Annotated in this window: 25 protein-coding genes; 18 read left to right on the top strand and 7 right to left on the bottom strand. The window is 63.5% G+C overall.

Features of this window, described 5'->3' with window-relative positions; genetic code table 11:
* Position 1 precedes the first annotated feature (1 nt).
* Positions 2-1,105: a signal peptidase I gene (locus OF385_RS14190; protein WP_264275955.1), complete on the top strand. Its 1,104-nt coding sequence runs from the start codon at positions 2-4 to the stop codon at positions 1,103-1,105.
* Here the strand turns inward: OF385_RS14190 and OF385_RS14185 are convergent.
* Positions 1,102-1,710: a TetR/AcrR family transcriptional regulator C-terminal domain-containing protein gene (locus OF385_RS14185; RefSeq protein ID WP_264275954.1), complete on the bottom strand. Its 609-nt coding sequence runs from the start codon at positions 1,708-1,710 to the stop codon at positions 1,102-1,104. The two genes, OF385_RS14190 and OF385_RS14185, sit on opposite strands and share 4 nt — an antisense overlap.
* Positions 1,711-1,854: 144 nt before the next feature.
* Here OF385_RS14185 and OF385_RS14180 point away from each other — a divergent pair, with 144 nt between their 5' ends.
* From OF385_RS14180 to OF385_RS14170, 3 genes are all read left to right on the top strand, one after another.
* Entirely contained in the window at positions 1,855-2,835 is a 981-nt protein-coding gene (locus OF385_RS14180) for a nitrilase-related carbon-nitrogen hydrolase (protein WP_264275953.1), read from the top strand.
* Positions 2,828-3,850: an agmatine/peptidylarginine deiminase gene (locus tag OF385_RS14175; protein WP_264275952.1), complete on the top strand. Its 1,023-nt coding sequence runs from the start codon at positions 2,828-2,830 to the stop codon at positions 3,848-3,850. Before OF385_RS14180 ends, OF385_RS14175 begins: the two co-directional genes overlap by 8 nt.
* A gap of 307 nt (positions 3,851-4,157) precedes the next feature.
* Entirely contained in the window at positions 4,158-5,681 is a 1,524-nt protein-coding gene (locus tag OF385_RS14170) for an APC family permease (protein WP_264275951.1), read from the top strand.
* A gap of 59 nt (positions 5,682-5,740) precedes the next feature.
* Here the strand turns inward: OF385_RS14170 and OF385_RS14165 are convergent, their stop codons facing one another.
* On the bottom strand, positions 5,741-6,913 hold the full coding sequence (locus OF385_RS14165) for an FAD-dependent oxidoreductase (protein WP_264275950.1): 1,173 nt from the start codon (positions 6,911-6,913) through the stop codon (positions 5,741-5,743).
* Between the two features lie 113 nt (positions 6,914-7,026).
* Between OF385_RS14165 and OF385_RS14160 the strand changes: the two genes are divergently transcribed.
* The 4 genes from OF385_RS14160 to rlmN all read left to right on the top strand — a co-directional run bounded on the left by OF385_RS14160 (position 7,027) and on the right by rlmN (position 11,069).
* A complete protein-coding gene (locus tag OF385_RS14160; RefSeq protein ID WP_264275949.1) occupies positions 7,027-7,764 on the top strand; it encodes a sulfite exporter TauE/SafE family protein in 738 nt (245 codons plus the stop codon).
* A gap of 29 nt (positions 7,765-7,793) precedes the next feature.
* Complete coding sequence (locus OF385_RS14155; protein WP_264275948.1) at positions 7,794-8,942, top strand: hypothetical protein; 1,149 nt, start codon at positions 7,794-7,796, stop codon at positions 8,940-8,942.
* 35 nt (positions 8,943-8,977) lie between these two features.
* Complete coding sequence (locus tag OF385_RS14150; RefSeq protein ID WP_264275947.1) at positions 8,978-9,640, top strand: GOLPH3/VPS74 family protein; 663 nt, start codon at positions 8,978-8,980, stop codon at positions 9,638-9,640.
* 130 nt (positions 9,641-9,770) lie between these two features.
* The gene (gene rlmN, locus OF385_RS14145) at positions 9,771-11,069 is read left to right on the top strand and encodes a 23S rRNA (adenine(2503)-C(2))-methyltransferase RlmN (protein WP_264275946.1); all 1,299 of its coding nucleotides are present in this window, start codon (positions 9,771-9,773) and stop codon (positions 11,067-11,069) included.
* Positions 11,070-11,133: 64 nt separating this feature from the next.
* Here the strand turns inward: rlmN and OF385_RS14140 are convergent, their stop codons facing one another.
* Entirely contained in the window at positions 11,134-11,391 is a 258-nt protein-coding gene (locus OF385_RS14140; RefSeq protein WP_264275945.1) for a hypothetical protein, read from the bottom strand.
* A gap of 331 nt (positions 11,392-11,722) precedes the next feature.
* On the opposite strand from OF385_RS14140, the gene OF385_RS14135 reads away from it, so the two are divergent.
* The 3 genes from OF385_RS14135 (at position 11,723) to OF385_RS14125 (ending at position 14,549) form a co-directional block, all read left to right on the top strand.
* Positions 11,723-12,793: a hypothetical protein gene (locus OF385_RS14135; protein WP_264277939.1), complete on the top strand. Its 1,071-nt coding sequence runs from the start codon at positions 11,723-11,725 to the stop codon at positions 12,791-12,793.
* A gap of 93 nt (positions 12,794-12,886) precedes the next feature.
* Positions 12,887-14,083 (top strand): pyridoxal phosphate-dependent aminotransferase, encoded by a 1,197-nt coding sequence (locus tag OF385_RS14130; RefSeq protein WP_264275944.1) that lies wholly within the window; start codon positions 12,887-12,889, stop codon positions 14,081-14,083.
* A gap of 109 nt (positions 14,084-14,192) precedes the next feature.
* The gene (locus OF385_RS14125) at positions 14,193-14,549 is read left to right on the top strand and encodes a DUF2695 domain-containing protein (protein ID WP_264275943.1); all 357 of its coding nucleotides are present in this window, start codon (positions 14,193-14,195) and stop codon (positions 14,547-14,549) included.
* 3 nt (positions 14,550-14,552) lie between these two features.
* Here the strand turns inward: OF385_RS14125 and OF385_RS14120 are convergent, their stop codons facing one another.
* Complete coding sequence (locus OF385_RS14120) at positions 14,553-15,224, bottom strand: DedA family protein (protein WP_264275942.1); 672 nt, start codon at positions 15,222-15,224, stop codon at positions 14,553-14,555.
* Positions 15,225-15,552: 328 nt separating this feature from the next.
* Between OF385_RS14120 and OF385_RS14115 the strand changes: the two genes are divergently transcribed.
* Genes OF385_RS14115 through OF385_RS14100 form a run of 4 tightly spaced genes read left to right on the top strand, consistent with a single transcriptional unit; the run spans position 15,553 to position 18,951 of the window.
* A complete protein-coding gene (locus OF385_RS14115) occupies positions 15,553-16,470 on the top strand; it encodes an ABC transporter ATP-binding protein (RefSeq protein ID WP_264275941.1) in 918 nt (305 codons plus the stop codon).
* Entirely contained in the window at positions 16,467-17,222 is a 756-nt protein-coding gene (locus tag OF385_RS14110) for an ABC transporter permease (protein ID WP_264275940.1), read from the top strand. The genes OF385_RS14115 and OF385_RS14110 overlap by 4 nt, the downstream gene beginning before the upstream one ends.
* A complete protein-coding gene (locus OF385_RS14105) occupies positions 17,159-18,349 on the top strand; it encodes a sensor histidine kinase (RefSeq protein WP_264275939.1) in 1,191 nt (396 codons plus the stop codon). The genes OF385_RS14110 and OF385_RS14105 overlap by 64 nt, the downstream gene beginning before the upstream one ends.
* A complete protein-coding gene (locus tag OF385_RS14100) occupies positions 18,346-18,951 on the top strand; it encodes a response regulator transcription factor (RefSeq protein ID WP_264275938.1) in 606 nt (201 codons plus the stop codon). The genes OF385_RS14105 and OF385_RS14100 overlap by 4 nt, the downstream gene beginning before the upstream one ends.
* Here OF385_RS14100 and OF385_RS14095 read toward each other — a convergent pair.
* Positions 18,948-19,448: a DUF456 domain-containing protein gene (locus tag OF385_RS14095; protein ID WP_264275937.1), complete on the bottom strand. Its 501-nt coding sequence runs from the start codon at positions 19,446-19,448 to the stop codon at positions 18,948-18,950. The genes OF385_RS14100 and OF385_RS14095 overlap by 4 nt on opposite strands.
* Before the next feature lie 55 nt (positions 19,449-19,503).
* Between OF385_RS14095 and OF385_RS14090 the strand changes: the two genes are divergently transcribed.
* The gene (locus tag OF385_RS14090; protein WP_264275936.1) at positions 19,504-20,283 is read left to right on the top strand and encodes an enoyl-CoA hydratase/isomerase family protein; all 780 of its coding nucleotides are present in this window, start codon (positions 19,504-19,506) and stop codon (positions 20,281-20,283) included.
* A 4-nt stretch (positions 20,284-20,287) separates the two neighbouring features.
* On the opposite strand, the gene OF385_RS14085 is transcribed toward OF385_RS14090, so the two are convergent.
* Positions 20,288-21,835 carry a long-chain-fatty-acid--CoA ligase gene (locus OF385_RS14085; protein ID WP_264275935.1) on the bottom strand — a complete coding sequence of 516 codons (1,548 nt, stop codon included), beginning with the start codon at positions 21,833-21,835 and terminating at the stop codon, positions 20,288-20,290.
* Between the two features lie 191 nt (positions 21,836-22,026).
* On the opposite strand from OF385_RS14085, the gene OF385_RS14080 reads away from it, so the two are divergent.
* Positions 22,027-22,806 (top strand): VOC family protein, encoded by a 780-nt coding sequence (locus OF385_RS14080; RefSeq protein WP_264275934.1) that lies wholly within the window; start codon positions 22,027-22,029, stop codon positions 22,804-22,806.
* A 153-nt stretch (positions 22,807-22,959) separates the two neighbouring features.
* Complete coding sequence (locus OF385_RS14075) at positions 22,960-24,393, top strand: polysaccharide lyase family 1 protein (RefSeq protein ID WP_264275933.1); 1,434 nt, start codon at positions 22,960-22,962, stop codon at positions 24,391-24,393.
* Positions 24,394-24,443: 50 nt separating this feature from the next.
* Here OF385_RS14075 and OF385_RS14070 read toward each other — a convergent pair whose 3' ends face one another.
* On the bottom strand, positions 24,444-25,493 hold the full coding sequence (locus tag OF385_RS14070) for an LLM class flavin-dependent oxidoreductase (protein ID WP_264275932.1): 1,050 nt from the start codon (positions 25,491-25,493) through the stop codon (positions 24,444-24,446).
* Positions 25,494-25,509 lie beyond the last annotated feature (16 nt).

Below are 25,509 nucleotides of genomic sequence, written 5' to 3'. Positions count from 1 at the left end.
CATGGATACAGGACGAATCACCGGGGTTACGGGCACCGCGCTGGCGCGGTTTCAGCGGCTGGTGCTCAATGCCTGTGCCGTCGCGGGCACCCTGTGCCTGCTGATGGCGTTGCTTGCCCTCGTGTTCGGAATCAAGCCGCTGGTCTTCGTGTCCGGATCCATGGGGCCCGGCATCCCGAGCGGCTCCCTGGGGCTCGCGATTCCCACTCAGGTTGCCGATATCAGTCCGGGAGATGTGGTCTCAGTCGTCAACAGCGAGGGCCAGCGCATCACCCATCGCGTCGTGGAGAATATTCCGCAGGGGCTCGTGCTCAAGGGTGATGCCAACCCCGTTCCGGATCTGCAGCCCTACCCGGTTTCCTCGGTCGACAAGTTGATTTTCAGTGCTCCGCTGCTGGGCTATGCGGTCAATTGGATGAGCCAGCCGTGGGCCTATTTCCTGGGTGGGGTGCTCTGCGCGTACCTGTTGTATCTGGCCTTTATCGCGCCTGGGAAAACATCGGATCCGCCGAGCGGCCAGGGAAGGAGCCGCCGAGGCGCAAGACGCCGGCGAGGAACCGGACCGAAGGCGCCTGACGATGCCGGCACCGCCATGAGGATAGGACTCAGGAATGCCGTGCTGATCGGTGTGGTCGCAGCCTGCCTGCTCGGCCTGGGGATGAAAGCCCCGGCCCCGGTGGTGACGGACGCCGCATTTCTCGGCAGCGCCAGGGCCACGGCCTCCCAGCAGGCCGCCACGCTCGCCCCGCCAGCGAATACGACCTGCACGAATAATGCGGGCAACAACCAGAACATCAGATTCAACTGGCAGACGGCGGGAATCGCTCCCACCGGATTCCTGGTGACGGCAAAACTCAATGGGGGCACGGAAGTCAAAAGCGAGGCCTTGGGAGCGTCGGCGCGAAGCTACACCACGGGCATCGCGTCCAGCAACGGCCTGCTCGGGTCGCTGCTGGACCTGCTCGTGGGGTTCGACCGCACGTTCACCGTCTCCATCTACGCGCAGTACAATTCCTGGCAGTCGGTGCCGGTGAGCTTCACCCAGGTGCACGCCACTGCGGGGCTTTTGGGTGCTAACAAGCAGTTGACCTGCACGCTTCACTAGGCGCGGGGTACCGAGCGCAGTCCTTCGAGAATGACGTCCAGGCCCAGCAGGAAGGTGGACTGGGCGCGCTGTGCGCTGGGGAGCCCTGCGTCCAGTGCCTCTGTGAACTGCGGGCTGGAGCTGTCATCGGGCTCCCATACCTGTTGCGGTGCGGCGGCGTCGAGGGCGGAGCCAAGCACGAAGGAATCGATGATCGTAATTGCCTGCAGGCGCCGTGTTGCCTCGAACCCTGCCTGGCTGAAGGCCTCGGCCAGTGCATCGTAGACCCGCAGGGTCGTGCGATCGCGCACGGTGTGGCTGGTCAGCAGCGGAATCAGTCGAGGGTGCTTCGAGTATGAACTCCAATAGGCGGTGGCGATCAGCCGCACAGTCTGCTGCCAGCTTTCCGGTTGGCTTTCGGGCAAATCAATGACCGCCATGGCCCGGCCTCGCATGAGCTCCACGATCTCATCCTTGCCTTGCACGTGGTTGTAGAGCGAGGATGCGCTGACCGAGAGCGACGTGGCGAGCTGGGGGAGGGTGAATTCCCCGTGCTTGTCGACCAGTGCCAACGCGGCCTCGGCGATGACCTCGGGATTGAGCTTCGGCTTTGAGGGGCGTGCCATGGTGAAAGCGACCTTCCTGGAATTGCGTCTTATCAGAGCATACCGAATTTAAACGAAAAAGATTCGTTTTAGCCTTGCGGGTTCCGCCGGCAACTGCCTATAGTTTAAACGAATAGCATTCGTTTAATTGCTGGGAGAGCAACCATGAAGGAAATACTCGCACTTGACGCCCCTGCCTCGCCGGCCCGCGCCACCGCTCCTGAGCGCGGAGAAATCACCGTGGCTCTGGTCCAGCACCGCTGGCAGGAAGACCCGCAAGCGCTGCGCGATGAACTGGAGGACGGCATCGCCCGCGCCGCATCCCACGGCGCGCAGATCGTCTACCTGCCAGAAGTCACCCTGAGCAAGTATCCGGCCTTCGTGATCCCGGATCCCGAAGCCGCCGACGAGACCGCCGAGGATCTCGAGACCGGCCCGACCCTGGTCTTTGCCCGCGCGATGAGCGCCAAGTATAACCTGCATGTGCACATTTCGCTGTTCCGCAAGGCCCCGTCCGACGATGGCCTGGGCCTGAACACCGCCGTGGTCGTCTCGCCGGAGGGCGAGATCGTCGCGCTGACCAACAAGCTGCACATTCCGCGCACCGCCGGATACTACGAAGACAAGTACTTCCGCGAGGGACCGGCAGAAGATCCCTACCCGGTGCACCGCGTGCCCGCGCTCGGCGATCTGGCTATGGGCCTGCCCACCTGCTGGGACGAGTGGTTCAGCGAACCGCCGCGCATCTACTCGCTGGCTGGCGCCGACCTGCTGGCCTACCCCACGGCCATCGGCTCGGAGCCTGACCACCCGGACTTCGACACCGAGCCGCTGTGGCGCCAGACCATCATCGGCAACGGCATCGCCAACGGCCTGTTCATGGTGGTGCCCAACCGCTGGGGCGATGAGGGAGCGCTCACCTTCTACGGCTCCTCCTTCATCTCCGATCCCTACGGCCGCATCCTCGCCCGCGCCCCACGCGATGAATCCGCGGTGCTGGTCGCCACCCTGGACCTGGACGCCCGCCGCGACTGGCTCACGCTCTTCCCGTTCCTGCGCACCCGCCGCCCCGAGACCTACGGCGCGATGACCCGGCAGCGCAATGACTTGGCCCTGGGCGAGCAGGAGGAAGGCGCGCATGTCTAAGCTCTTCATGCCTGCTGAAACCGAGGCGCATCAGCGCATCTACATGGCCTTTCCCTCCGGCGGCTACACCCTGGGGGACACCGAGGAAGAGGCCGAGGCCGCCCGCGCCACCTGGGCCAACGTGGCCCGCGCGGTGGCGGGATTCACCCCGGTGACCATGGTGGTCGACCCGTCGGCCGAGGTGGACGCCCGCCGCCACCTGGGTGACACCGTCGACTATGCGATCCATGAGCTCGACGACGCGTGGATGCGCGATATCGGCCCGACCTTCGTGCGCGACGAAGAGGGCACGTTGTCGGCCATCGACTGGAATTTCAATGGCTGGGGTGCCCAGTCCTGGGCCGCCTGGGGCAAGGACTCGAAGATCGCCGCCGCGCTGGCGCAGCGCGAAGGCGTTGTGCGCGTGCCATCGACGATCACCAACGAAGGCGGCGGCATCCACGTGGATGGTGAGGGCACCATCCTGGCCACCCGCAGCGTGCAACTGGATCCGGGGCGCAATCCCGGCGCCACCGAGGCTGGCATCGAAGCGGAATTCGCCCAGCAGCTCGGCGTCTCCAAGGTCATCTGGCTGGATCGCGGGCTGACCCGCGACAACGAGGAATTCGGCACCCGCGGGCACGTGGATATCGTCGCCTGCTTCGCCGCCCCGGGCGTCGTGCTCTACCACGACCAGCAAAACCCGGAGCACCCGGACTTCCTGATCTCCCGGGAAGTCCGCGAGCGGCTGGAAGCATCCACGGATGCCCAGGGGCGCAAGCTCCAGCTGATCGGGGTCCCGGCGCCACGGATCCTGCGCGACGCGCACGGCTGGGTGGACTACTCCTACATCAACCACCTGGTCACCAATGGGGGTGTCATCGCCTGCGCCTTCAATGACGAAAATGATGCCGAGGCAGCCCGGATCCTCGCTGAGGCCTACCCGGGCCTGAAGGTTGTGGCGGTGGATGCCACCGAGCTCTACGCACGCGGTGGGGGAATCCACTGCATCACCCAGCAGGTCCCTGCCCGCTAGCTGCCAGGTGCGCCTTGCCGTGTACGAAGTCCCCGGGCGCCAGCGCCCGGGGACTTCGTGCCTCTATATATTTTGAGGCAGGATGCGCGCCGCGCACCCCAAAGCGGTGGTGGGATGGCCGTTTCGTGCCCCGTGCGGCTGCCGGGGCGGCGTTGGGCCAGGACGATATATGAAACTTATTCATTTTTCCCTTGCCTGAGAGCTGGATCACTCCCTATCATCTTAAATGAATTTGATTCGTTTTATGATCTGGAGGGTTCACGATGAACGCACTCGCACGCGGCACCGAAGACAAGGCGCCGGTGATATGAACGGCGGAGGCAAAACCAGCACCTTGAGCACCAGCCCGGTCACCGAAACGGGCAAGGGATTGACCGCCGGGCAGATCGGCCTGTTCACCGCGATCATCATCGGAGTCTCCACCATCGCCCCGAGCTATGTCGTGGCCAGCACCCTCGGTCCCACCGCCGAGGCGGTGGGCACCCACCTCCCGGCAATTTTCATCCTCGGCTTCATCCCGATGTTCCTGGTGGCCCTGGGCTATCGCGAACTGAATCGCGCGATGCCGGATAACGGCACCACCTTCACCTGGGTGTGGCGGGCCTTCGGGCCACGCGCCGGCTGGATGGGCGGCTGGGGCATGCTCGCGGCAAATATCATCGTGCTCTCGAACCTGGCCGGGGTGGCGGTGGACTTCTTCTACTTGTTCCTCGCCCAGCTCACCGGCAATGATTCACTGGCCGACCTGGCATCCAACCCGTGGATCAACGTGGCTACCTGTCTGGTGTTCATGTTCGGGGCGACCTGGGTCTCGGTGCGCGGCCTGCATGCGGCCTCGCTGGTGCAGTACCTGCTGGTCGGATTCCAAGTTGTGCTGCTGTTGTGGTTCTCCATCGCGGCCTTCGCGAAAGCCGCACCAGCCGTGGAATTCTCGCCTGAATGGTTCAACCCCATGGGCATCGATTCCTTCTCCGCCATGGCCATCGGACTGAGCTTGTCGATTTTTGCCTTCTGGGGCTGGGACGTCTGCCTGTCCATGAACGAGGAAACCAAGAATGGCGAGCGGACTTCCGGACTGGCCGCCGGATTCACCGCGGTGATCGTGCTGGGGATCTACCTGCTGACCTCCGTGGCGGCCACCGTCTATGCGGGCGTGGGGGACACCGGGCTCGGCTTGGCCAACCCGGAGGGAATCGGCAATGTATTCGCCTCGCTGGGCGGGCCGGTGCTGGGCCCGGCCGCGATCCTGCTCTCGCTGGCCACCTTGGCTTCCTGCGCCGCCTCGTTGCAGTCCACGATGATTTCGCCAGCCCGTTCAATGCTGGCCATGGGCCATCATGGCGCACTGCCCGCGGCCTTCACTCGGATCCACCCGAAGTTCGGTACTCCCGCTTTCTCCACGATCGTCGCCGCGGTGATCTCCACCGTGTTCTACGCGCTGATGCGCTTCGTCTCCACGAACGTGCTCAACGATACGATCCTGGCACTGGGGATGATGATCTGCTTCTACTACGGCATCACCGCCTTCGCCTGCGTCTGGTACTTCAGGCATACCCTGCTCCACTCGGCGCGCAATCTCTTCACGCGCGGACTGGCTCCGCTGCTGGGCGGCATCGCCCTGGTGGCCGTCTTTGCGCAGACCATCATCGATTCGCTGGATCCGGCCTACGGCTCCGGCACCGAGATCGGCGGGGTGGGCCTGGTGTTCCTGGTCGGGGCCGGCATTCTGGTGCTCGGTGCCGCGTTCCTGGTCGGCGCGCGCAAGCGCCGCGCGGGCTTCTACACCTCACGGCCCGAAACCAGGTACGTGAAGGTGCAAGACCACTCCTAGCAGACGCCTCGTCCCGCATTTGCCGCAGGCAGCTTCGGCAGGTGCGGGACGCTCAGGCTTCAGGCCAACCCGGCCTGCGCCCTGCGCTCGAGGAACACCGGGGCCCCGATCGTGCGCGCCGCGCTGAAGGCGGGGATGGGTGCGGTCCGGCCGCTGGCCAGCTGTGCGAGATGTTCGCCGATGGCCGGCACGAATTTGAAGCCATGCCCGCTGAAACCGGCACCGACGGTGACCGGACCGAGCCTGTCGAGGATGAAATCCTCGTCCTCGGTGTTGGCATAGGTGCAGGAGATCGCTGCGAAGTCCTGCGGATTCACGCCGGGCAGCCACCGCTGCGCATACTGCTGCAAGGCAACCAGCTGGTCTTCGATCACCAGGTGCGGGCGCTGCTCGGGATCGATGATGCGTCCCGAACCGTGCCAGCCGACCTTGATGCCCGCCCCCGGGGTGTGCATGCCATAGACGGGGCCGAAGACCGGGGAGCCGATGTCGCGACCGCTGTGCAGGCTGTGATTGAACCCGGGGAAATTGCCCGGCTCCGCGCGCAGGGCAAAATGCACCGGATGCTCCTCGGTGACATGGATGGCAGGCAGCGGCAAGGATCCTCCCAGCTGCCGGGTCCAGGCTCCTGCGGTGAGCACGACGTGCCGGGCGAGCACCCGCTGCTCGCCCTGCGTGGTGCGCACCGCCACTGCCACCTGGTCCTCGCTGAGAACTTCGAAGCCGGTGACCTGCTGCGAATGCCTGATGCTGGCCCCGGCTTCGGCGGCCAGCCGTTGCAGGGCCGCCACCGTCGCATCGGCATTGATCTGCCCGCCAGCTGGAATGTGCAGCACCTCGGTTTCGAACCTCATGCCGCTAAAGCGTTCCTCGGCCTCCTCGATGCCCAGCAGCTCGCTGCTGAAGCCGGCCGAGGCCAGCACCTGGTGCATGTGGCGCTGTTCGGCAACGATGCCGTGGTTCACCAGGCCGGTGCGGTGCAGCAGCTCGGTGCCGGCCTGCGTGGAGAGTTCGTCCCACAAGATGTTGGCCCGCTGCAGCAAGCGCAGGTACTCGGGCCTGGCGTAGGCAGGGTTGAAGTTCCGTGTGGTTCCATGCGACGCGCCGTTGAGGTGCCCGGGTTCGAAGCGTTCCAGCAGCAGCACTTCGTGGCCGAGCTGTGCCAGCGAGAGGGCGGTGGCACTGCCCATGGCCCCGCCGCCAATGATTAAGAATTCTACGTCGTTGCTCACTTCTCCAGCCTAGGACCCTGGTCAGCTCGCCGTCAGGTCAACGGACACATTGGCAGTGCACTAACGTAATAGTTGAGGAACAACAATGATGTGGGGGCAGTGTGGAGCAAGGCGTGCAACTGGCGGCGGTGATCTCGCTGGCGGCAGCGGTGTTCGTTGGAGCGTCCACCCAACGCATCTCTGGAATGGGCTTCGCCCTGGTGGCCTCGCCATTCCTCGTGCTCATTCTCGGACCGCACGCGGGAATCACGCTGGTCAATCTGCTCGGAGCCTGCAGCAGCCTGATGATTTTCGTGCAGGTCTTCCGCCAGGTCGAGTACGGGAAAGTCGCGCTGCTGCTGCTTCCGGCGATGCTCATGACCCTCCCCGGCGCTTGGGTTGCAGCGCGAGTGGAAGGGCCATGGCTGTCCATCGGCATCGCGGTCATGGTGATTCTCGCCCTGGTTTCCAGCTTCCTGGTGCGCAACCTGCCTGCGGCCCAGGGCAAGCCGATGGCCATTGGCGCGGGCGCGATTTCCGGTTTCATGTCGGTGACCGCCGGGGTTTCCGGGCCGGCCATCGCAGGATACGCTGTGGCCAGCCGGTGGCCGCAAGCGAAGTTCGCGATCTCGGTCCAGTTGTATTTTCTGGTGTTGTCCAGCACCTCGCTGCTGGCCAAGGGCGGATTGCCGCACCTGCAGTGGAGCCAGTGGGCCGCCTGCTTTGGGGCGATGCTTATCGGGATCCTGTTGGGGAACTATCTGGCCCCGAAGATCCCGGCCAAGTACAGCCGGGCCTTCGTGGTGCTCATCGCCTTTGCCGGAGCCATCAGCCTCATGGCCGAAGGCGTCGTGGCGCTCGCCGGCCACTAGGCCACGGGGCCAATGAGAGAATGGGGTCCGTGCCATACCTGTATCCCGATGCCGCCGTGACCCACCGAATCACCGAACTCGACATTGAACGCCGGGCTTTGTGGGCCGGCCTGATCTGCTCTGTTTTCGGGCTCACCGCAGGGCTCATCTTTTTCGCCGGCGAGAATCCTGCGCTTTTCGGACGCTGGTCGGTGGGATGGGTGTCAGCGGTGTGCGGCGCGACCGCGGCGGCCGCCATGAGCGCCTATGCTTTCCGCTCTATCCTCCGGCACCGCGAACCCTGGCTGCGGCATATTCCGGTGTGGCGGCAATTGGTGACCGGGACGGGGCTGATCCTGGTGCATGCGGCCAGCTCGGTGATGACCATCCTGGTGGTCTTCCACCTGTTCCAGCAGGCCTTCTTCGGACTGCACTTTGACGTGCTGGCTGGTGCCCTGGCGGTTAGCGCGGTGACCGGGCTGACTGCCTACCTGTGCCTGGTGGCCACGGCCCGGACCAGTGCCGAAACCCTGTCGGTGGTGCTCGGGATGTTCATGGCGGCCGGGGTGCTGATCAGCATGCTGCTGGCCGAGGAGCAGGGCTGGTGGCGCAGCATGTTCTCCTTCTTGGGCACCACGCAGGCGGGCCGAGGCTCGTTCTGGACCTTCAACCTGACCCTGGTGATTTCGGGTTTGGTGCTGGCGGCCTTCACCGAATTCTTGACCCGTGATCTGGTGCTGCTCTCGAAAACCTACCGTTGCCGGCCGGCCTTGCGCAGGTACAAGCTGGCCAGGAGCCTTCGTCCGCGCCCCCGGGTGGTGCGGTGGTGCCTGGTCGTGGTGGCCACGGCCATTATCGGCATCGGCCTGGTGCCGGTGAATGTGTCGATGCAGGTGCATTCGGGCTTTGTCCAGTTGGCTTCGGTGGCCATGATCATCCTGCTGATGGGTACCGTCGTGCTCCTGCCGGGTTATCCTGCGGTCTTCCACATGATGTCCTATGCCGCGGTCGGAGCCCTCTGGGCGGCCTTCATCCTGTGGCACGAGTGGTCGTACTACAATTTGACGGGTTTCGAGCTGGCGGTCGTGGCCATCATGTTCTCCTGGATTTCGGTGTTCATCCGGACCACCGCGGCCATGACCCGCGACGGAAAGGAGCCCCAGCACCCCGGAGCGTCACAATATCCGTCAAAAGACTGAGGACGTGGGTGCTGCTGGATCGGTAGCCTGTAGGCATGCTGATCACGGAAAAGCTCTACTTGCTGATGGCCAATAACCACCCCAAGCCCGAAGCGGTCATGTCGCAGGCGCGGTACGGAATGAATGCCGCGGTGCTGTCGGACTTGATGATCGCGGGCAGGATCGCCTTCAGCGAGGATCCGGATTCGCGGATCAAGTTCATTGGCGCCGGCCCCTGCCCCGATCCGGTGCTGGCAGAACCGCTGGAAAAGCTGGAGCGGAAGTCCATCACCTCCCTTGGTGCCGCGGTGAAGGTCCCCTCCCTGTGCAATGTGCGGCGGGTGACGGATTCGCTGGCCAAGCAGGGCATCCTCGAATACGGTTCCAAGACAATGCTCGGCCTGGGCAAGGAACGCGTTCACGTGCTCAATGAGCAGATCGAACGGCAGATTCGCCACGATCTTGCCGCTGAAATCCAGGGCGAGAGGATCCCTGGCGTCATCGATTGCGCGGTGCTTTCGATCCTGCACGCTACCGGAACCACGCAACAGGTTCTGGCCGATGAGCTTACTTCGATGAGCGGACCCCAGGCACGCGAACGCATTGTCGAAATCGCCCAGGACTCCCCGGCAGCCGATTCTGCGCAACGCGCCGTGGCAACGATGAACGTCATGATCACCAATGAGCGCATCATTCCGGCTGCGGCGAAATCCAGCTGATGCCCATGCAACGGCGGTAAGCTGGTCCGGCATCGATGGCGGCCTCTACGGCAGGCGGTGGCACAGGCACAATCATCCGTGCCCTAACTCACCGCCAAACCTGCGCGGATACGTGAAACAATGGGTAGTAATGACTTCCAGCGATTCCACCACACTGACCGCCGTTGAGCGCAAGGCACTGCGTACCGAGCAGGCCGCTGCTCAGCGTGCCCAGCAGCTGCGCATTTCCAAATCCCGCGCCGAAGCCGAAGGCCGTTCGCAGGTTATCCCCACCGCCGAAGGCTGGAAGCAGGAGATGGGCGCCGATGGCCGCCCGGAACTGCAGTTCTCGACCAAGCGCCGCGTCTCCCAGCCGCCAACGCACCTGGCCGACCTCACCCTTGCCGAGCGCCAGGCCGAGCTGAAGGCCCTGGGCTTGCCGGCCTTCCGCGCCAAGCAGCTCTCCGTGCATTACTTCCAGCACTACACCACCGATCCGGAGAAGATGAGCGATCTTCCCAAGGAGCGCCGCGAGGAACTGGTCAACGCCATGTTCCCGAAGCTGCTCACCGAGGTCAAGCGCCTGGAGACCGACGATGGCAAGACCATCAAGTTCCTGTGGCGCCTCTTCGACGGTTCACTCGTCGAGTCCGTGCTGATGCGCTACCCGAACCGCATTACCCTGTGCATCTCCTCGCAGTGCGGCTGCGGCATGAACTGCCCGTTCTGCGCCACCGGCCAGGCAGGCCTGACCCGCAACATGTCCACCGCGGAGATCCTGGACCAGATCGTCCAGGCCAACCGCGTGATCGCCGAAGGCGGCCTGGGCGGCCAGAAGCACCCTGATGAGCGCGTTGGCAACATCGTGTTCATGGGCATGGGCGAGCCGCTGGCCAACTACAAGCGCGTCATGAACGCCGTGCACCGCATGGTTGCCGAAGCGCCTGAGGGCCTGGGCATGAGCGCCCGCGGCATCACCGTGTCCACCGTGGGCCTGGTTCCAGCCATCCGCAAGCTGGCCGACGAGAACGTCCCGGTGACCTTCGCGCTGTCCCTGCATGCGCCGGATGACGAACTGCGCGACGAGCTGATCCCGGTCAACTCGCGCTGGAAGGTCGACGAAGCACTGGATGCCGCGTACGACTACTACGTGAAGACCGGTCGCCGTGTCTCCATCGAGTACGCGCTGATCAAGGACATGAACGATCACGAGTGGCGTGCCGAAATGCTGGCCAAGAAGCTCAACGCCCGCGGACGCGGCTGGGCCCACGTGAACCCGATTCCGCTGAACCCGGTTCCCGGTTCCATCTGGACCCGCAGCGAGCCGGATATCACCTCGAAGTTCGTTCGCCGGCTCGATGAGCTCGGCGTGCCAACCACGTTGCGTGATACCCGCGGCAAGGAAATCGACGGCGCTTGCGGCCAGCTGGCGGCCGACGGCGACAAGTAGCGCATCACAGGAATCGGGGCCTCACGGCCCCGATTCCTGCTTAAGCGAGGCTTGCTGCACGCGCCTACAGTTTTTCCTGCGCATCGGTGCCGCGCACTGCCGCGGTATAGCGCCGCTCGAATTCCGCGGCGCTGACCATTTCCCGTTCGACCCGGAACGAGGATTCGGGGATTCCCAGCACCGCGGCAATCAGGGTTCGGGTGTAGCTGGCGATCTTGCGCGATTTCCGGGTGCAAGTCACCTGGTCGATTTCTGGGACCCAGATGTTCCACCATCCGCCCTCTTTGCCGACTACTGCTTCAAATACTCTGTCTTTGCTCACTGATCGTCCTTAGAATTCCGGTGCCGGCGCTGCTGGCGGCCGGCGTCCGCCAGAAACCAGCAGCTGCCGATCGCTCTCTGGTACCAGTCTCCAGAAATTCCGCGTCACCCACAATGACTTGGAGCGATATTTGTCCGCCGTTGGTCAGGGATGTTACCGACGTGAAAACTATTTTGCGCACCTCCGCAAAACTGTTGACGCAAACTATTTACCCGAATACCTTTGATGTGATACTGATATATCAGGTACGTTGTTAGCTTCGTCACAAGGGGTCCATGTGGGTAGTCAAACCTCATCGCAAGAACTTTCGGCCGTCGGAACCAAGGGGAGAATGCTGCGCATCCTCACCTACGCCGGCGCAATCATCGCCTTCCTCATCGGTTCGGGATTCGCCACGGGCCAAGAGATCTTGCAGTATTTCAGTTCCTACGGATACGCAGGCATATTTGGCACAGGTCTGCTGGTGCTGATACTCATGGGCTACGTGGCCGTTGAGTTCTTCATCGTGGGGCAAGCCCGGAAGTTCGAGAAGCCATCAAGGATCTTCCACTACTACTGCGGTAAATACCTGGGCACCTTCTTCGACTACTTCTCCATCCTTTTCGTCTTCCTGAGCTTCACCGTCATGGTGGCCGGTGCCGGTGCGGTATTCGAGGAGCATTACGGACTGTCCAAATACTTTGGAGGCATTGGGCTGGCGGTCGTGGTAGGCCTGAGTGTCTGGTTCGGCCTGAAGAACCTGGTGGACGTCATCGGCAAGATCGGCCCGTTGATCGTGGTGGTGGCCATCAGCCTGGGGCTGCTGGGCATCCTGCGCAATCCCAGTGGAATCGCCGAAGGCCAGGCCCTGTTGCCAACCCTTGAGCTGACACAAGCCTCAACCAACTGGTTCATGTCCGGGCTGTCCTACGTGGGCTTTTGCATGCTGTGGCTGGCTGCGTTCCTGACCGCGCTGGGCAAGACCGCGCGCAATCGCAAGGAAGCCGTCGCAGGTGCGCTGACCGGTTCAACCGTCTTCTCACTGGCTTGCGTCATCGTAGGCCTGGGATTGCTGGCTAACATCACGCGGGTCGGGGGAACGGAAATTCCGATGCTGGTCCTGGCCTCCGATATCAATCCGGTGCTTGCCGCGGGCATTTCAGTCATGATCCTGGCGGGAATCTACACCACCGCGGTACCCCTGCTCTGGACAGTTTCTTCTCGTTTCTATGCAGACAAGACGACCGGCTTCAAATACCTCACCGTCGGGCTGGCCTTGCTGGGCACCATCATCGGCCTGCTGCTGTCGTTTTCGCAGATGGTCAATCTGGTGTATGTCGTCAATGGCTACGTGGGAATCCTGCTGCTGGTATTGATGCTGGCCAAGACCGTGACACGGGCGGTGCGCCGCCAGCCGGTATAGCCACCAGCTGGCCGCCGGGATAGCCAAGGTAGCATGGACTGCTGGAGTAGCCATGCGGAGCGATCCGCGCCACCAACTCGTGAGGACGCTATAGTGCAGGTATCCCGGCGTGCCCAGGTCGCACCCTTTGAAGTGATGCAGATCGTCGAACAGGTCAGCCAGATGCGACAGGCCGGCTACGACGTGATCTCCCTGTGCGTCGGCGAACCTGGCGGCGGAGCGCCGGCCGCGGTCAACCAGCTTGCGGCGCAGCTGCATGGCGAGCAGGCCGACTTCGGCTATACCTCCACGGCAGGGCTGGCCGTAACCCGCGAAGCCCTCGCCGAGCACTATCACCGCCGATACGGCGTGCAGATCCCGGCGAAGAATTTCGTGATGACCACCGGATCCTCCGGCGCCTTCCAGCTGGCTTTCCTTGCCGCTTTCGACGCGGGGGATGTGGTGGCGCTGGCCCGACCCGGTTATCCGGCCTATGCCAATATTCTTCGCGCCCTGGGCCTGGCGGTGGTGGATCTGCCGACTACTGCGGAGCAACGCTTCCAGCCGACCATCGCGAATCTTGAACAGGTCCTGGCGGAGCACGGACGCCTTGACGGGCTGGTGGTGGCTTCGCCGAATAACCCCACCGGCACGATGTTCAGCGCCCAGGAACTGCAACTGCTGGCCCAATGGTGCCAAGCACATGATGTCCGGCTGATCAGCGACGAAATCTACCACGGCATAGAATTCGATCCCCAGCGCCAGGGACACACCTCATGGGAGTTTTCCCAGACCTCATTGGTGGTCTCGTCCTTCTCCAAGTACTGGGGCATGACCGGATGGCGCCTGGGCTGGATGATCGTTCCCGACGATCTGCTGCCCGCCGTGGATGCGCTGGCCTCCAACCTGGCACTCTGCGCGCCCGCCCCGGCCCAGCGTGCCGCGGTCGCCGCCTTCACCCCGCAGAGCCTGGACGAGGCCGACGCGCGGGTCAGGGAATTCGCGCGGACCCGCCAGCTGGTGCTGGGGAATTTCGAGAAGCTGGGTATCGAACAGGCTGCGCCTGCAGACGGGGCGTTCTACCTTTATGGCAAGCTCGCCCCAGAGATACTGGATCATTTTGGTTCGGCGTCCGGCTACTGCCAGGAAGTTTTGGACAATGCGCACGTTGCCCTGACTCCGGGCGGGGACTTTGACCCCTTCGAAGGCCACCTGTTCATCCGGCTGTCCTTCGCCGCCGGCTATGAGCGCGTGGCCGAGGCCTTGGAACGGGTGGATGCTTTCCTGCGGCGGAGCCTCGCGGCGAGCTAGATGTTCACAGTTCGTGGACCATGATGGTGCGGGGCGACTTCGGCGTTGGACAGTAGTGGCGAGAGCGGTGAAGGCACCGCCCTCGCCACTACAGCGCTAAGGAGTTCAGATGTCCGAATTGCCCAGGCCAGTGATCCACGAATGCTTGCCGTGCTACCTCTATCGGGTGGCCTCGGATGTGGCCTGCGATGGAAGCTTGCGGATGCTCAGTTTTTATCGTGATGAATGCGCTCCGAGAGCCTGCGCGCTGGAGAAGAAAATGCGTGTGCTCGGTGGATATTGCGATTGCGAAGTCCTGCTGAACGTGGTGCGCCCGGCGACCACTGAAGCGATGCGCCTGATCGATGCGGGCGAGGACCTGGTCTGCAAAGGGGTACGCCGCGGCACCATTCAACCTTGCGAAAATTGGTTGATGCGCCACGGCGTACAGTGGGGTGGCGGCCGTTTTGGCCGCCGAAGTGCTTAGAAACTAGTCTTCGATCTTCTTGTGTGGCTTGCGGGCCTTGAGCAATTCGATGCCAATGGGGATCACCGAGATGAGAACAATCAGGATGAAGATGATGTCAATGTTCTCTTCGATCCACGTGAACTGGCCCAGCCAGTAACCCAGCAGGGTCACGCCGATACCCCAGAGCGCGGCGCCAATCAGATTGAAGCTGACGAAAGTCTTGTGATCCATCTTCGCGACACCAGCGATGACCGGGACAAAGGTGCGAACCACGGGGACAAAGCGTGCCAGAATGACCGCGCGTCCGCCGTACTTCTCGAAGAATTGGTGGGCTCGCTCAACATTCTTCTGCGAAAAGAAACGCGAATCGGGCCTCTTGAAAATGGCCGGGCCGGACTTCCGGCCGATGATGTAGCCGGTTTGGTCGCCGGCGAACGCGCAGACGAAGATTGCCAGGGCAAAGAGCCACAATGGCACGTGGATGGTGCCGGTGGCGATGAGCATGCCTACGGTGAAGAGCATCGAGTCGCCAGGCAGGAAGAAACCCACGAGCAACCCGGTCTCGGCGAAGACAATGGCGCAGACCAGCAAGACAACCCACGGCCCGAGTTCCGGGTTATTCAGGAAGACCGCCGGGTTCAGCCAATCTGGCAGGAACGCGGCGCCGATGGTCGGCTGGGCGTAATCCGTCACGAAAGAAAGAAAAGATGATTGATCTAGCACAGGAAAAATCCTACGGGATGCCGCTGTGAGTTTCCCATAGGGCTATCCGGAAGATCGCAGGCCGGATTCCCTGATCGCCAAGGGGATATCGGCATTTTGTTCGTTGACCCGTACCGATGCATCTTGAACCGCTCTTGAACAAGGCCGGGATGACGTTACCAAAATCACAGGGAAGATAAACCTTCAGGCCAGATGGTTGTTTTGTTGCAACTTTCTTTCCCGACCCATGACATCGGTCATGGGCAGAACATGACAATCCGCTCTTCTGGAAGCCGATGATGACACCGAGAATTGAATTATGGAAACACGAACGCAAGCCGAGGCCATATCGCTGTCGGCGGTGAGGAAGACCTTTGTCTCCCAGCACGGCAGAGTCGAAGCAGTTAAAGGCATCAGTCTTCAAATTGCCCAGGGCCACATCGTCGCATTGCTCGGACCCAACGGGGCAGGCAAGACGACGACGGTGGACATGATCCTCGGGCTCACCGAACCCACCGATGGCACAGTTCACGTCATGGGGCGTCCACCCCGCCAGGCGATCACTGCCGGCCAAGTTTCAGCAGTCCTGCAAACCGGAGGCTTGCTGCGCGACCTGACCGTGCAGGAAACCGTGAAAGTCATCGGCAAGATGCATGCCAGGGCCGACCGCGTCCAGGAGGTCATGGAGCGGGCCGGTCTGGCAAAAATCGCTCAACGCAAGGTGGGCAAGTGCTCCGGCGGCGAGCAACAACGAATCAAATTCGCACTGGCACTGCTGCCGGATCCCGACGTGTTGATCCTTGACGAGCCCACGGCCGGAATGGACGTGATGGCGCGCCGCGAGTTCTGGCAAACCATGCGCAGTGAAGCTACCGACGGTCGAACCATCATTTTCGCCACGCACTACTTAGAAGAGGCGCAGGCCTTCGCCGAGCGTACCGTGCTGATGAGCCAAGGGAACATCGTGGCCGATGGCGCCACCGAGGAATTGCGCCAGCTCATCTCCGGCAGATCCATTAGCGCGACGTTCCCCTCGGAATCTGAGGCCCAGTTGGCCCTTGGATTCGATGAGTCGGTGTCCTTGAATGAACGCCATGGCCTGCGCTACCACTTCCACTGCGCCGACTCCGACCAGTTCGCGCTGGCCTTGTTGCAGCAGTATCGGGCCAGGGACATCGAGATTGCTTCCCCGAGCCTGGAAGACGCATTTATCCAACTCACCCAGGACGCATCATGATGGCAACGTATATCCGGGTCGAATTCGCCCGGCACTTTCGCGACGGCTACAACCTTATTTTCGCGTTGCTGCTACCGGCCGCCATGTATATTCTTTTCGGCAATATACCCAGCTACACCGAATCGGACCTCGGCGCCGGCAACGTCAAGTTCTATCTCATGATCTCCATGGCCGCCTATGGGGCTGCGGTGAGCACCGTGTCCATCGCCGGGACTGTGGCCACGGAGATCATGCAGGGTTGGGGGCGGCAAATAGCCTTGACCAAAATGCCGCCCGCAGCATTCGTCGGCAGCAAGATGATCGTCGCCGCCACGGTAGCCGCGGTCTCAGCGGCGATCGTTTTTGCCTTGGGGGCCATCACCGGGGCGAGAGTGAACGAGTCGTGGATTTGGGGCATCAGCTATCTGATCACCTTGATCGGAGCGATGATGTTCGCTTGCTACGGCATTGGTGTGGGCATGATGTTCAAATCAGAATCTGCCCTGGGCCTGGCCTCCGGGCTCATGGTGTTCTTCGCATTCTTCGGCAACGTGTTCATGCCCTTGGAAGGGGCCATGCTTGATGCGGCCCGGTTTACCCCGATGTTTGGCTACGTCGCATTGGCGCGGTACCCGCTGCTCAAGGATATTCCTGACGGTGTGCCCATGGCACCGGACCCATTATGGATGATGGCCACTAACCTAGTGCTATGGGCAATGATCTTCGCCGTCTTCGCGGTATTCGCCACGCGCAGGTCCAAGGCGCGCCAATGAGCCCGGGGCAAGAGAACGCACTCGAAGATGAACAGCAGTTCTGGAAGCGCCGGGGCTGGCTCATCTCCGGTGTGTGGGTCGTCTTCTTGATCTTCCCGATTCTGGATCTGGTCAATACGCCGTACCCGATGCCGGTGAGGGTCATCGGGCTGGCGCTCGTGGGCGTATTTGCCGCGGTGTACCTGCACGCTTACGCCAAGTACTCATGGGTGGTCGGGCAAGGCGGGACCAGGGATTCCATGGCCTTGGCGAGCTTCACCATCCTGGCGCTGATCCTTGTGCTGGCGATTCCTGTCGCCGGGGTCAGCTCACTGGGCCTGATGCCTTTTGTCACGTCCTATGCCGCGTTCCTGCTGACCAAGAAATGGACCATTGCGACCTACACCGTGGCGGCGCTGATCTGCTTGATCCTGCCGTTGGTCCTGCGACAGTTCAGGGACTCGTTGTTCCTGATCGGACTGAATCTGGTCATGATGGTTGTGTACGCGATCACCGTGGCAGCCATTACCCGGGCGGTGGCAGCCGAAGAGATGCGTGCCGACTATCTGGTGGTTGCCGAGCAGGAGCGTGTCGCACGGGATGTTCATGACGGAATCGGCCACTCGCTCACCGCGCTCAATCTCAAGGCGCAGCTGGCGATGCGGTTGCTGGATGCCCAGCAGTACGAGGGGGCTCGCGCCGAAATGCAGCAGCTGTCCGATCTGGCAGTGCAGGCCCTGGACTCTGTGCGCACCACGGTGCAGGGGCTGAACCGGCAGGATCTGCACGCCGAACTGGCCCAGCTGCGCCAAGCCTGCCAGGACAACGGCCTGAGCTTCACAGTGGTCGGCAATCCAGACGTGATCCCGCTGCGATTCAGATCGCACACGGCCTGGATCCTGCGCGAAGCCCTGACCAATGTCCTGCGGCATGCGCACGCCAGTGCCCTGCGCATCCACTTTGGCGCAGACCACGTGAGCGTGGATGATGACGGGGATGGCCTGGGCGCCAGCGTTGCCGGCCACGGTATTCGAGGCATGCAGGAGCGGGCCCGGCAGATCGGGGCCACCGCCCTAGTGGAAGCCTCGGGCATGGGTGGCACACTGGTGCAATTGACCTTTCACCACAGCAGCCAGGAGACCGCATGATCAGGGTATTAATCGCTGATGACCAGCACCTGGTGCGTGGGGCCCTCGCGGCCCTGCTGAACCTGGAAGCCGACCTTGAGGTGGTCGCGGAATGCGCCGACGGCGATCAGGTGCCGGGGGCCCTGGCTTCGCACCCGGTGGATGTGGCCCTGCTTGATATCCAGATGCCCCGGCTTGATGGCCTGAGCCTGGCGGCGACGTTGCAGCGGACGCACCCCGAAGTCAAGGTGCTGATCCTGACCACTTTTGATCGTCCCGGATACTTTCGGCAGGCCTTTGAAGCCGGAGCCAGCGGGTTTCTTGTCAAGGATGCGCCACCGGCCGAATTGGCCGCGGCCATCCGCAAGGTGCATGCCGGGGATAAGATCATCGATCCGCAACGGGCGATGCTCAGTGTTGAGGCCCGGCGCAACCCGCTCACCGAGCGTGAACGGGAAATACTGGCCCACGCGGCCAGCGGGGCACCGGTCTCGCAGATCGCTGCGCTGGTGCACCTCTCCGCCGGGACGGTGCGCAACCACCTGTCCAACGCCATCGGCAAGACCCAGACGGCGAATCGGATTGAAGCGGCCCGCACGGCTCACGAGCAGGGGTGGATCTAGCGGGTCGCGAAGTGGGCAATCAGGCCGATGACCCAGATGGACGAGGCCAGCAGCACGCAGCCGAACTCCACCACGATCCCCAATCCCATGGCCTTCAGCGCCGCCCACGAGGAGCTGAACGCACCGGAGACTTCGCGGCGACGCACGCTTTCCCCGGCGAAGAGCCCCACCGCAAAACCGATGAACAGCCCCAGCACCGGGATGATGAAGGCGCCGGCAATGGCGCCGATGACCGCAAAGAGGATCGAGCCCTTGGGGACCTGATGCTCTTTGAGCTTTTTGCCGGTGAGCACCGCCGAGGCCGACCAGCCCAGCACCGCGATGGCCATGCCCAGGCCGGCAGCCCACCAGGAGGCCGGCGAACCGAGCAGCCAGCCCCACCCCAGCAGGGTGCCGATGGTTAGCAGGGAACCGGGCAGTACCGGGAAGATCGTGCCAAAGGCCGAAATGACCAGCAAGATTCCAGCAAGAATTGTGTAAATAATCTGTGTATCCACCCACCCAGTGTGGCACGGTGGGAAGTGGATCAGCGCGCGAACGCGGGAGGACTCGATGGCACAGGCAGGACGCATCACGGTGGGCATCGAGAATTCGAATGCCACCGTCATGCTGGATAACCCCGCACAGTACAACGCGCTGACCAAGGACATGTGCCTGCAGCTGGTGGGCGCCTTCGCCACCCTGGCTGCCGATCCGGCGGTGCGCACCATCGTGCTGCGTGGCGTGGGCTCCAGCTTCTGCTCCGGGATCGCCATCGACCAGATGGATCGGGTGCTCTTTGATCCCGATGAGCAAAGCGCGCTCATTAACCACTTTGATCTGGTGGACCGCAGTATCCAGGCCTGCGGCAAAGCCACCATCGCGGTGGTGGAAGGCAACTGCTATGGCGGCGGATGGCAGCTCGCCTCGGCCTGCGACATCCAGCTGGCCAGCGACCAGGTGCGCCTGGCGATCACCCCGGCCAAGATCGGGCTGCTCTTCCCGCGCCCGGGGATCGAAAGGCTGGTGCGCACCGTGGGGGAGCACCGAGCCAAGTACCTCTTGTTTTCCGGCGCCCGGCTGCCGGCGGGGGACATCACCAGCTGGGGCCTGTTCACGCGGGTGGTTCCGCAGGCCGATCTCGAAACCCAGCTGGCGCAGCTGCTGGAAGAACTGCACGCCAACTCGCAGTACTCGATCGAGCGAACCAAGGAAGCTATCGCCCTGGCGGTCGCTGGCGAGGGAAGCGATGGCTGGTGGGACGCCGTGTGGGAAGAGAATGCGGGCAACGCGGATTTGGCTGAGGGGCGCGCGGCCTTTCTGGCGCACCGCGCCCCGAAGTTCTCCTCCTAACCCGCTAGTCTCCCTTGAACTGCGCGACCAGCTCGCGCTTGAGGATCTTGCCCGAGGGGCCCAGCGGGAACCGCTCGACGATCTGGATATGCCGCGGGTACTTGTAGGCAGCCATCTGCTCCTGGGCCCAGGCGCCTAGCTGCTCGGGGCTCAGCGAAGACCCGGCCTTGAGCGTCACCGAGGCGACGATCTCCTGGCCATGCTTCTCATCTGGCACCCCGTAGACCGCCGCATTGGAAATCTCCGGGTGGCTGGTGAGCACCTCTTCGACTTCGCGAGGGTACACGTTGTAGCCATTGCGCAGGATCATGTCCTTGGTGCGATCCAGGATCCGCAGGTAGCCGTCCTCGTCCTTGGTGCCCAGATCCCCGGTGCGGAACCAGCCATCCACCACGGCTTGTGCGGTGGCGTCGGGGCGGTTGAGGTAGCCGGCGAAGAGGTTGTGCCCGCGCACCACCAATTCGCCCAGTTCCCCGCGGGGCAGCAGGCGGATTTCATCGGGGTAGGCCGGATCGGCGATCTCCACGTCGACGCCCCACACCGGGGTGCCCACGGTGCCCGGCCGCGGTTCGCGCCCCACATGGTTGAAGCAGGCCACCGGGGAGGTTTCGGTCAGCCCGTAGCCCTCGTAGATCCGCGAACCGAAGCGCTGCTCGAAGGCGGTGAGCACCGACAGCGGCAGCGAGGCGCCGCCCGAGATGGCATACCGCAGCCTCTTCGGAGTGCCTTCGCGCTGGGCACCGGCCTCCAGCAGGGCCACATACATGGTCGGAACGCCGAAGAACACGTCGATGTCCGCCTCCAGCACCAGGTCCAGGGCCGCTTCGGCGGTGAACTTGGGCAGCAGCATCACCTCGGCGCCGATGCGCAGGCCGGTGTTCAGCACGCAGGTCTGGCCGAAGGTGTGGAACAGCGGCAGGCCGCCGAAGAGCTTGTCGCCCTGGCGGATGTCCATGGTGTTCAGCAGCGTGGAGTGGGTCTGCTCGATCAAGGCCAGGTGGGTGCCCAGGGCGCCCTTGGGCTTGCCGGTGGTGCCCGAGGTATAGAGGATCGTGGCAATGTCCTCGGCCCGGCGCGGCAGGTAGGTGGTGATCGGGGTTGCCTGGGCGGCAAAATCTTCAAGCCGGTTCCCGGCGCTGGCATCCGGGTCCATGACGGACATCAGACGGACCCCGGAGTGCTGCGCGCCCTTGGCGCCTTCGCCCAGCAGCCCGGCGGCGCAGATCAGCAGCTTCGCTTCGGCGTCTTCGAGCACGTAGGAGATTTCGCGGGCCTTGAGCAGCGCGTGGATCGGCACCACGGTGGCGCCCAGGGACAGGATGGCGTAGTAGGTCCGGGCAAAATCGGTGACGTTCGGAATGAGCACCGCGACCCGGTCGCCCTCGGATATGCCCTGCTCTTTCAGCGCTCCGGCGTAGGCCCGGGTTTCATCCCAGAGTTCCCGGTAGGTGGTGCTCTGCCCATTCATGGTGATGGCGTTCAAGCCGGGATAGCGGGTGGCGCCCTCGGCGAGGATTGCAGCCACCGAGAGGGTGATATTGGAAGTGCTCATTGACGTCTCCTCGTTGCGGGCGAAATCGGCATGTGTCTCGCGTCACAAACCAGCGTAATGGAACTGCGGTTCAAATCAAGATATCCGGTTTCGTAATAATCCCTATTTATGCTTCGAATCCGTTGCTGATCTGCAGGGAGCAGGAATAGACTCAGCCCATCGAGCTGGATTGATCGCGGAATGGGGTAGCGATGCCGGGAGCCAGGGAACCGCGGGCCGAACCTTGCTGGGCGGATCTGCTCACCAGCGATCTGGGCAGTGCCGTCGAATTCTATTCACGCCTCTTCGGCTGGCGCTTTATCGATGGCCCCGAGGCCCGCGCGGAAGGATACCTGCCGGCCTACCTCGAAGACCAGCTGGTTTCCGGCCTCGTGCACAACGAGAGGGACTCGGGTGCGCACGATGTCTGGACCACCTATCTGAATGTGGCCGACGTCCATGCGGCCACCTTCGCCGCGCGGCTGCATGGCGGCACGGTCCACCTCAAGCCGCTGGAGATCCCCGAGCAGGGGACGCTGGCGATGATCAGCGACCCCGAGGGCATGGGCGTTGGCCTGTTCCAGGCTTTTGATGCCGGCGAACTGCACTCCGCGAGGCGCCACGGCACCCGCATCTGGAGCGAGCTGCACACCAAGCATTTCGACGCGGTGGCGCGCTTCTATCGCGAGGCCCTGGGCTGGGAGCTGAGCACGGTTTCCGATGCGCCAGAGTTCCGCTATTGCACCCTGGGCCAGGGCTCGGAGGCGCTGGCCGGAATTTTTGACATCGCGGGCCAGGGCCCGGAAGCGCACGCCGGATGGCGGACCTATTTTGCGGTCGATGACGCGGATTCGAGCGTGGCGCTCGCCGAGTCCCTGGGAGGGGCGGTCATCCGGGAGCCGCAGGATTCCTTCTTCGGGCGCATGGCCGTGCTGCAGGATGCCACCGGCGCCGAGTTCTCGATCATCCAGCCAACGCAATACCGGACCTGAGCACCGTGCGGTCGCGCGCAGCCGCCGCGTCCGTGTATGTGAAACCGTGGGCGAATGCAAGTGTTGAACTGCGCTGGGGGCTGCACCATAATTGGCTCGGAAAGCGGTTTCCAATGACGGGAATCGCGTTGATCTTGCATGGAAGGGATCATCGTGTCATCAATTTCAAAGAAGCTCCCAGTACTCTCGGGTGCGGTCGCCGCACTGGCCCTGGCCGCAACGGGAGCTCAAGGCGCCGTGGCGCAACCCGCCCAGCCAGCGGAAGCCAGCGTTTTCATGACCACCGACCAAGCCCCGGGCTGGGCCTCGCAGAACGGCGGCACCACCGGCGGCGCCGGCGCCGACGAGCGGTCCACCTACACCGTGGCCAACCGCCAGGAGCTGATGGCGGCCCTGGATAACCACGGGGAGCGCGACCAGCCGAAGGTCATCTACGTTTCCGGGAGAATCCAGGGCAACCAGGCCGCCGACGGCACCTTGCTCGGGGAGCAGGACTACGCACCGGGCTACGACGTGTCCAAGTACCTGAGCTGCTTCGGCGAGGACGGGACCTGGAGCGACCAGAGCCACGAGTACTGCGGCCAGCAGCGCCGCGCCAGGGTCACCGGCAGCAATGCGCTCAAGCGCCAGGCGGAGATCTCCATTCCGAGCAACACGACCCTGGTGGGCTTGGGCGGGGATGCCGGCTTCGTCCAGTCCAACCTCATGCTGCACCTGGCCCACAACGTCGTGCTGCGCAACCTGTCTCTGGAAGCCCCGGTCGACTACTTCTCCTCCTGGGATCCATGGGACGGCGAGGATGGCGCCTGGAATGCCCGTTTCGATGCGATCTCCTCGGTCACCTCCACCAATATCTGGGTGGACCATGTGACCCTGGGCGATGGACGGTTCCTTGACCGCGATGCCCCCACCGGCCCCAACGGCGCCCCGATGAACCGCCACGACGGCCTGTTCGACATGAAGGACGGCACCGACTTCGTCACGCTGAGCAACTCCCACCTGCTCAACCACGACAAGACCATGCTGATCGGCTCCGGGGACGACAATGCGGACACCGACGCCGGACGGCTGCGGGTGAGCATCATCGGCAACTACTTCGAAGGCATCCAGGAACGCGCCCCGCGCGTGCGCTACGGCCAGGTGCACGTGGCCAACAACTACTTCCAGGGCCGGGTGAAGGACCCCGACTCCCCGGTCACCAGCACCGCGGCCGGCGGATACCACTACTTCCTGGGCCTGGGCTACCAGTCGCAGGTCTTCTCCGAGCGCAACGCCTTCGACTACACCGGGCCCGGGGCCGACGCTTCGGTCGCGGTCTATCTATGGAACGCCAACAACTTCCACGACGAGGGATCCTGGTTCAACCAGCAGCCCGCCGACCTGGATGCGATCGCCGCCGGGCAGTACGCGCAGCGCGCAGCCCAGGCCAGCGGCGACCCGCTGCCTGACTGGGCCGCACAGGGATTCAGCAACCAGCTCGACTGGACCCCGCCCTACGGCTTCACCGCGATGGATACTGCCAGCGGCGTGAAACACCATGCCAAGACCGCCACCGGCGCCGGGGTGCTGGAGGTCGGCGCGCCCTAGCCGGCGCAGCAAAAGGGGCCCGCTTTGAACGGGCCCCTTTGCGGTGCTGGCTACTTCTTGGCGAAGTTCGGGACAACCTCATCGATGAACAGCTGCAGCGAGCGCTTCTTCTGCTCGTGGCTCATGGAGTTGTCATTCCAGAAGCTGTACTCGGTGACACCTAGTTCGGCGTAGTGGTGCAGGCGCTCGATGATCTCGGCCGGGGTGCCGATCATCGCGGTCTGGTGCAGCGATTCCGCGGCGAATTCCGGCCGGCCCTCGAACTTCTGCACCGGGCTCGGCTCGAAGAAGCCGTCCACGGCCGGCGCCTTGTTGCCGAAGACCGCGTCGAAGGTGCGGTAGAACTTCGAGATGGCATCGGCGGCCGGGCGCCAGGCCTCGGGCTCATCGGCACTGTGCACATAGGTGTGGCGCAGCACCATGATGTCCGGGCGGTCGGTGCGTTCAGGGTGGTTGGCGATGGCGGTTTCGAACTTGCCCATCAGGTCCTCGACCTCCTCATCGCCCTTCATCAGCGGGGTGACCATGACATGGCAGCCGTTGGCGACCGCGTAGTCGTGGGATTCCGGGCTGCGTGCGGCTACCCAGACCGGAAGCTTCTTCTGCACCGGCTTGGGCACGGAAGTGGAGGTCGGGAACTGCCAGACCTCGCCATCGTGCGCGTAGTCGCCTTCCCACAGCTTCTGCATGGCCGGGATCAGCTCCTGCATGGCCTTGCCGCCGTCGGTGGCCGGCAGGCCGCCGGCCACGCGGTCGAATTCGAACTGGTACGCGCCGCGGGCCACGCCGACTTCAGCGCGGCCGCCGGAAATGACGTCCAGCAGGGCCAGCTCGCCGGCCGCGCGGATCGGGTTCCAGAACGGGGCGATGATGGTGCCCGAGCCCAGCCGGATGGTGGAGGTCCTGGCCGCCAGATAGGCCAGCTGCGCAATCGGGCTCGGCGAGGCGGTGTATTCCATGCTGTGGTGCTCGCCGATCCAGACGGTGCTGAAGCCGCCGGCTTCAGCCATCTGGGCCAGTTCGACCAGGTTCTGGAAATGCTCCTCGTGGCTCAGCGAATTATCGTAGCGTTCCATGTGGAGGAAGAGGGAAAAGCGCATGTCATGCTTCCTTCGT

It is taken from the genome of Glutamicibacter sp. JL.03c (assembly GCF_025854375.1).
In the GTDB taxonomy this organism is placed as follows: Bacteria; Actinomycetota; Actinomycetes; order Actinomycetales; family Micrococcaceae; genus Glutamicibacter.
Note: the sequence above shows the minus strand (reverse complement) of the source record. Positions and strands in the feature narration are given on the sequence as shown.

Coding starts and splice junctions, on each gene's coding strand:
- OF385_RS14190 (WP_264275955.1), top strand. CDS start 2: ATGGATACAGGACGAATCACCGGGGTTACGGGCACCGCGCTGGCGCGG.
- OF385_RS14185 (WP_264275954.1), bottom strand. CDS start 1,710: ATGGCACGCCCCTCAAAGCCGAAGCTCAATCCCGAGGTCATCGCCGAG.
- OF385_RS14180 (WP_264275953.1), top strand. CDS start 1,855: ATGAAGGAAATACTCGCACTTGACGCCCCTGCCTCGCCGGCCCGCGCC.
- OF385_RS14175 (WP_264275952.1), top strand. CDS start 2,828: ATGTCTAAGCTCTTCATGCCTGCTGAAACCGAGGCGCATCAGCGCATC.
- OF385_RS14170 (WP_264275951.1), top strand. CDS start 4,158: ATGAACGGCGGAGGCAAAACCAGCACCTTGAGCACCAGCCCGGTCACC.
- OF385_RS14150 (WP_264275947.1), top strand. CDS start 8,978: ATGCTGATCACGGAAAAGCTCTACTTGCTGATGGCCAATAACCACCCC.
- rlmN (WP_264275946.1), top strand. CDS start 9,771: ATGACTTCCAGCGATTCCACCACACTGACCGCCGTTGAGCGCAAGGCA.
- OF385_RS14135 (WP_264277939.1), top strand. CDS start 11,723: ATGCTGCGCATCCTCACCTACGCCGGCGCAATCATCGCCTTCCTCATC.
- OF385_RS14125 (WP_264275943.1), top strand. CDS start 14,193: ATGTCCGAATTGCCCAGGCCAGTGATCCACGAATGCTTGCCGTGCTAC.
- OF385_RS14115 (WP_264275941.1), top strand. CDS start 15,553: ATGGAAACACGAACGCAAGCCGAGGCCATATCGCTGTCGGCGGTGAGG.
- OF385_RS14110 (WP_264275940.1), top strand. CDS start 16,467: ATGATGGCAACGTATATCCGGGTCGAATTCGCCCGGCACTTTCGCGAC.
- OF385_RS14105 (WP_264275939.1), top strand. CDS start 17,159: ATGGGCAATGATCTTCGCCGTCTTCGCGGTATTCGCCACGCGCAGGTC.
- OF385_RS14100 (WP_264275938.1), top strand. CDS start 18,346: ATGATCAGGGTATTAATCGCTGATGACCAGCACCTGGTGCGTGGGGCC.
- OF385_RS14090 (WP_264275936.1), top strand. CDS start 19,504: ATGGCACAGGCAGGACGCATCACGGTGGGCATCGAGAATTCGAATGCC.
- OF385_RS14085 (WP_264275935.1), bottom strand. CDS start 21,835: ATGAGCACTTCCAATATCACCCTCTCGGTGGCTGCAATCCTCGCCGAG.
- OF385_RS14080 (WP_264275934.1), top strand. CDS start 22,027: ATGCCGGGAGCCAGGGAACCGCGGGCCGAACCTTGCTGGGCGGATCTG.
- OF385_RS14070 (WP_264275932.1), bottom strand. CDS start 25,493: ATGCGCTTTTCCCTCTTCCTCCACATGGAACGCTACGATAATTCGCTG.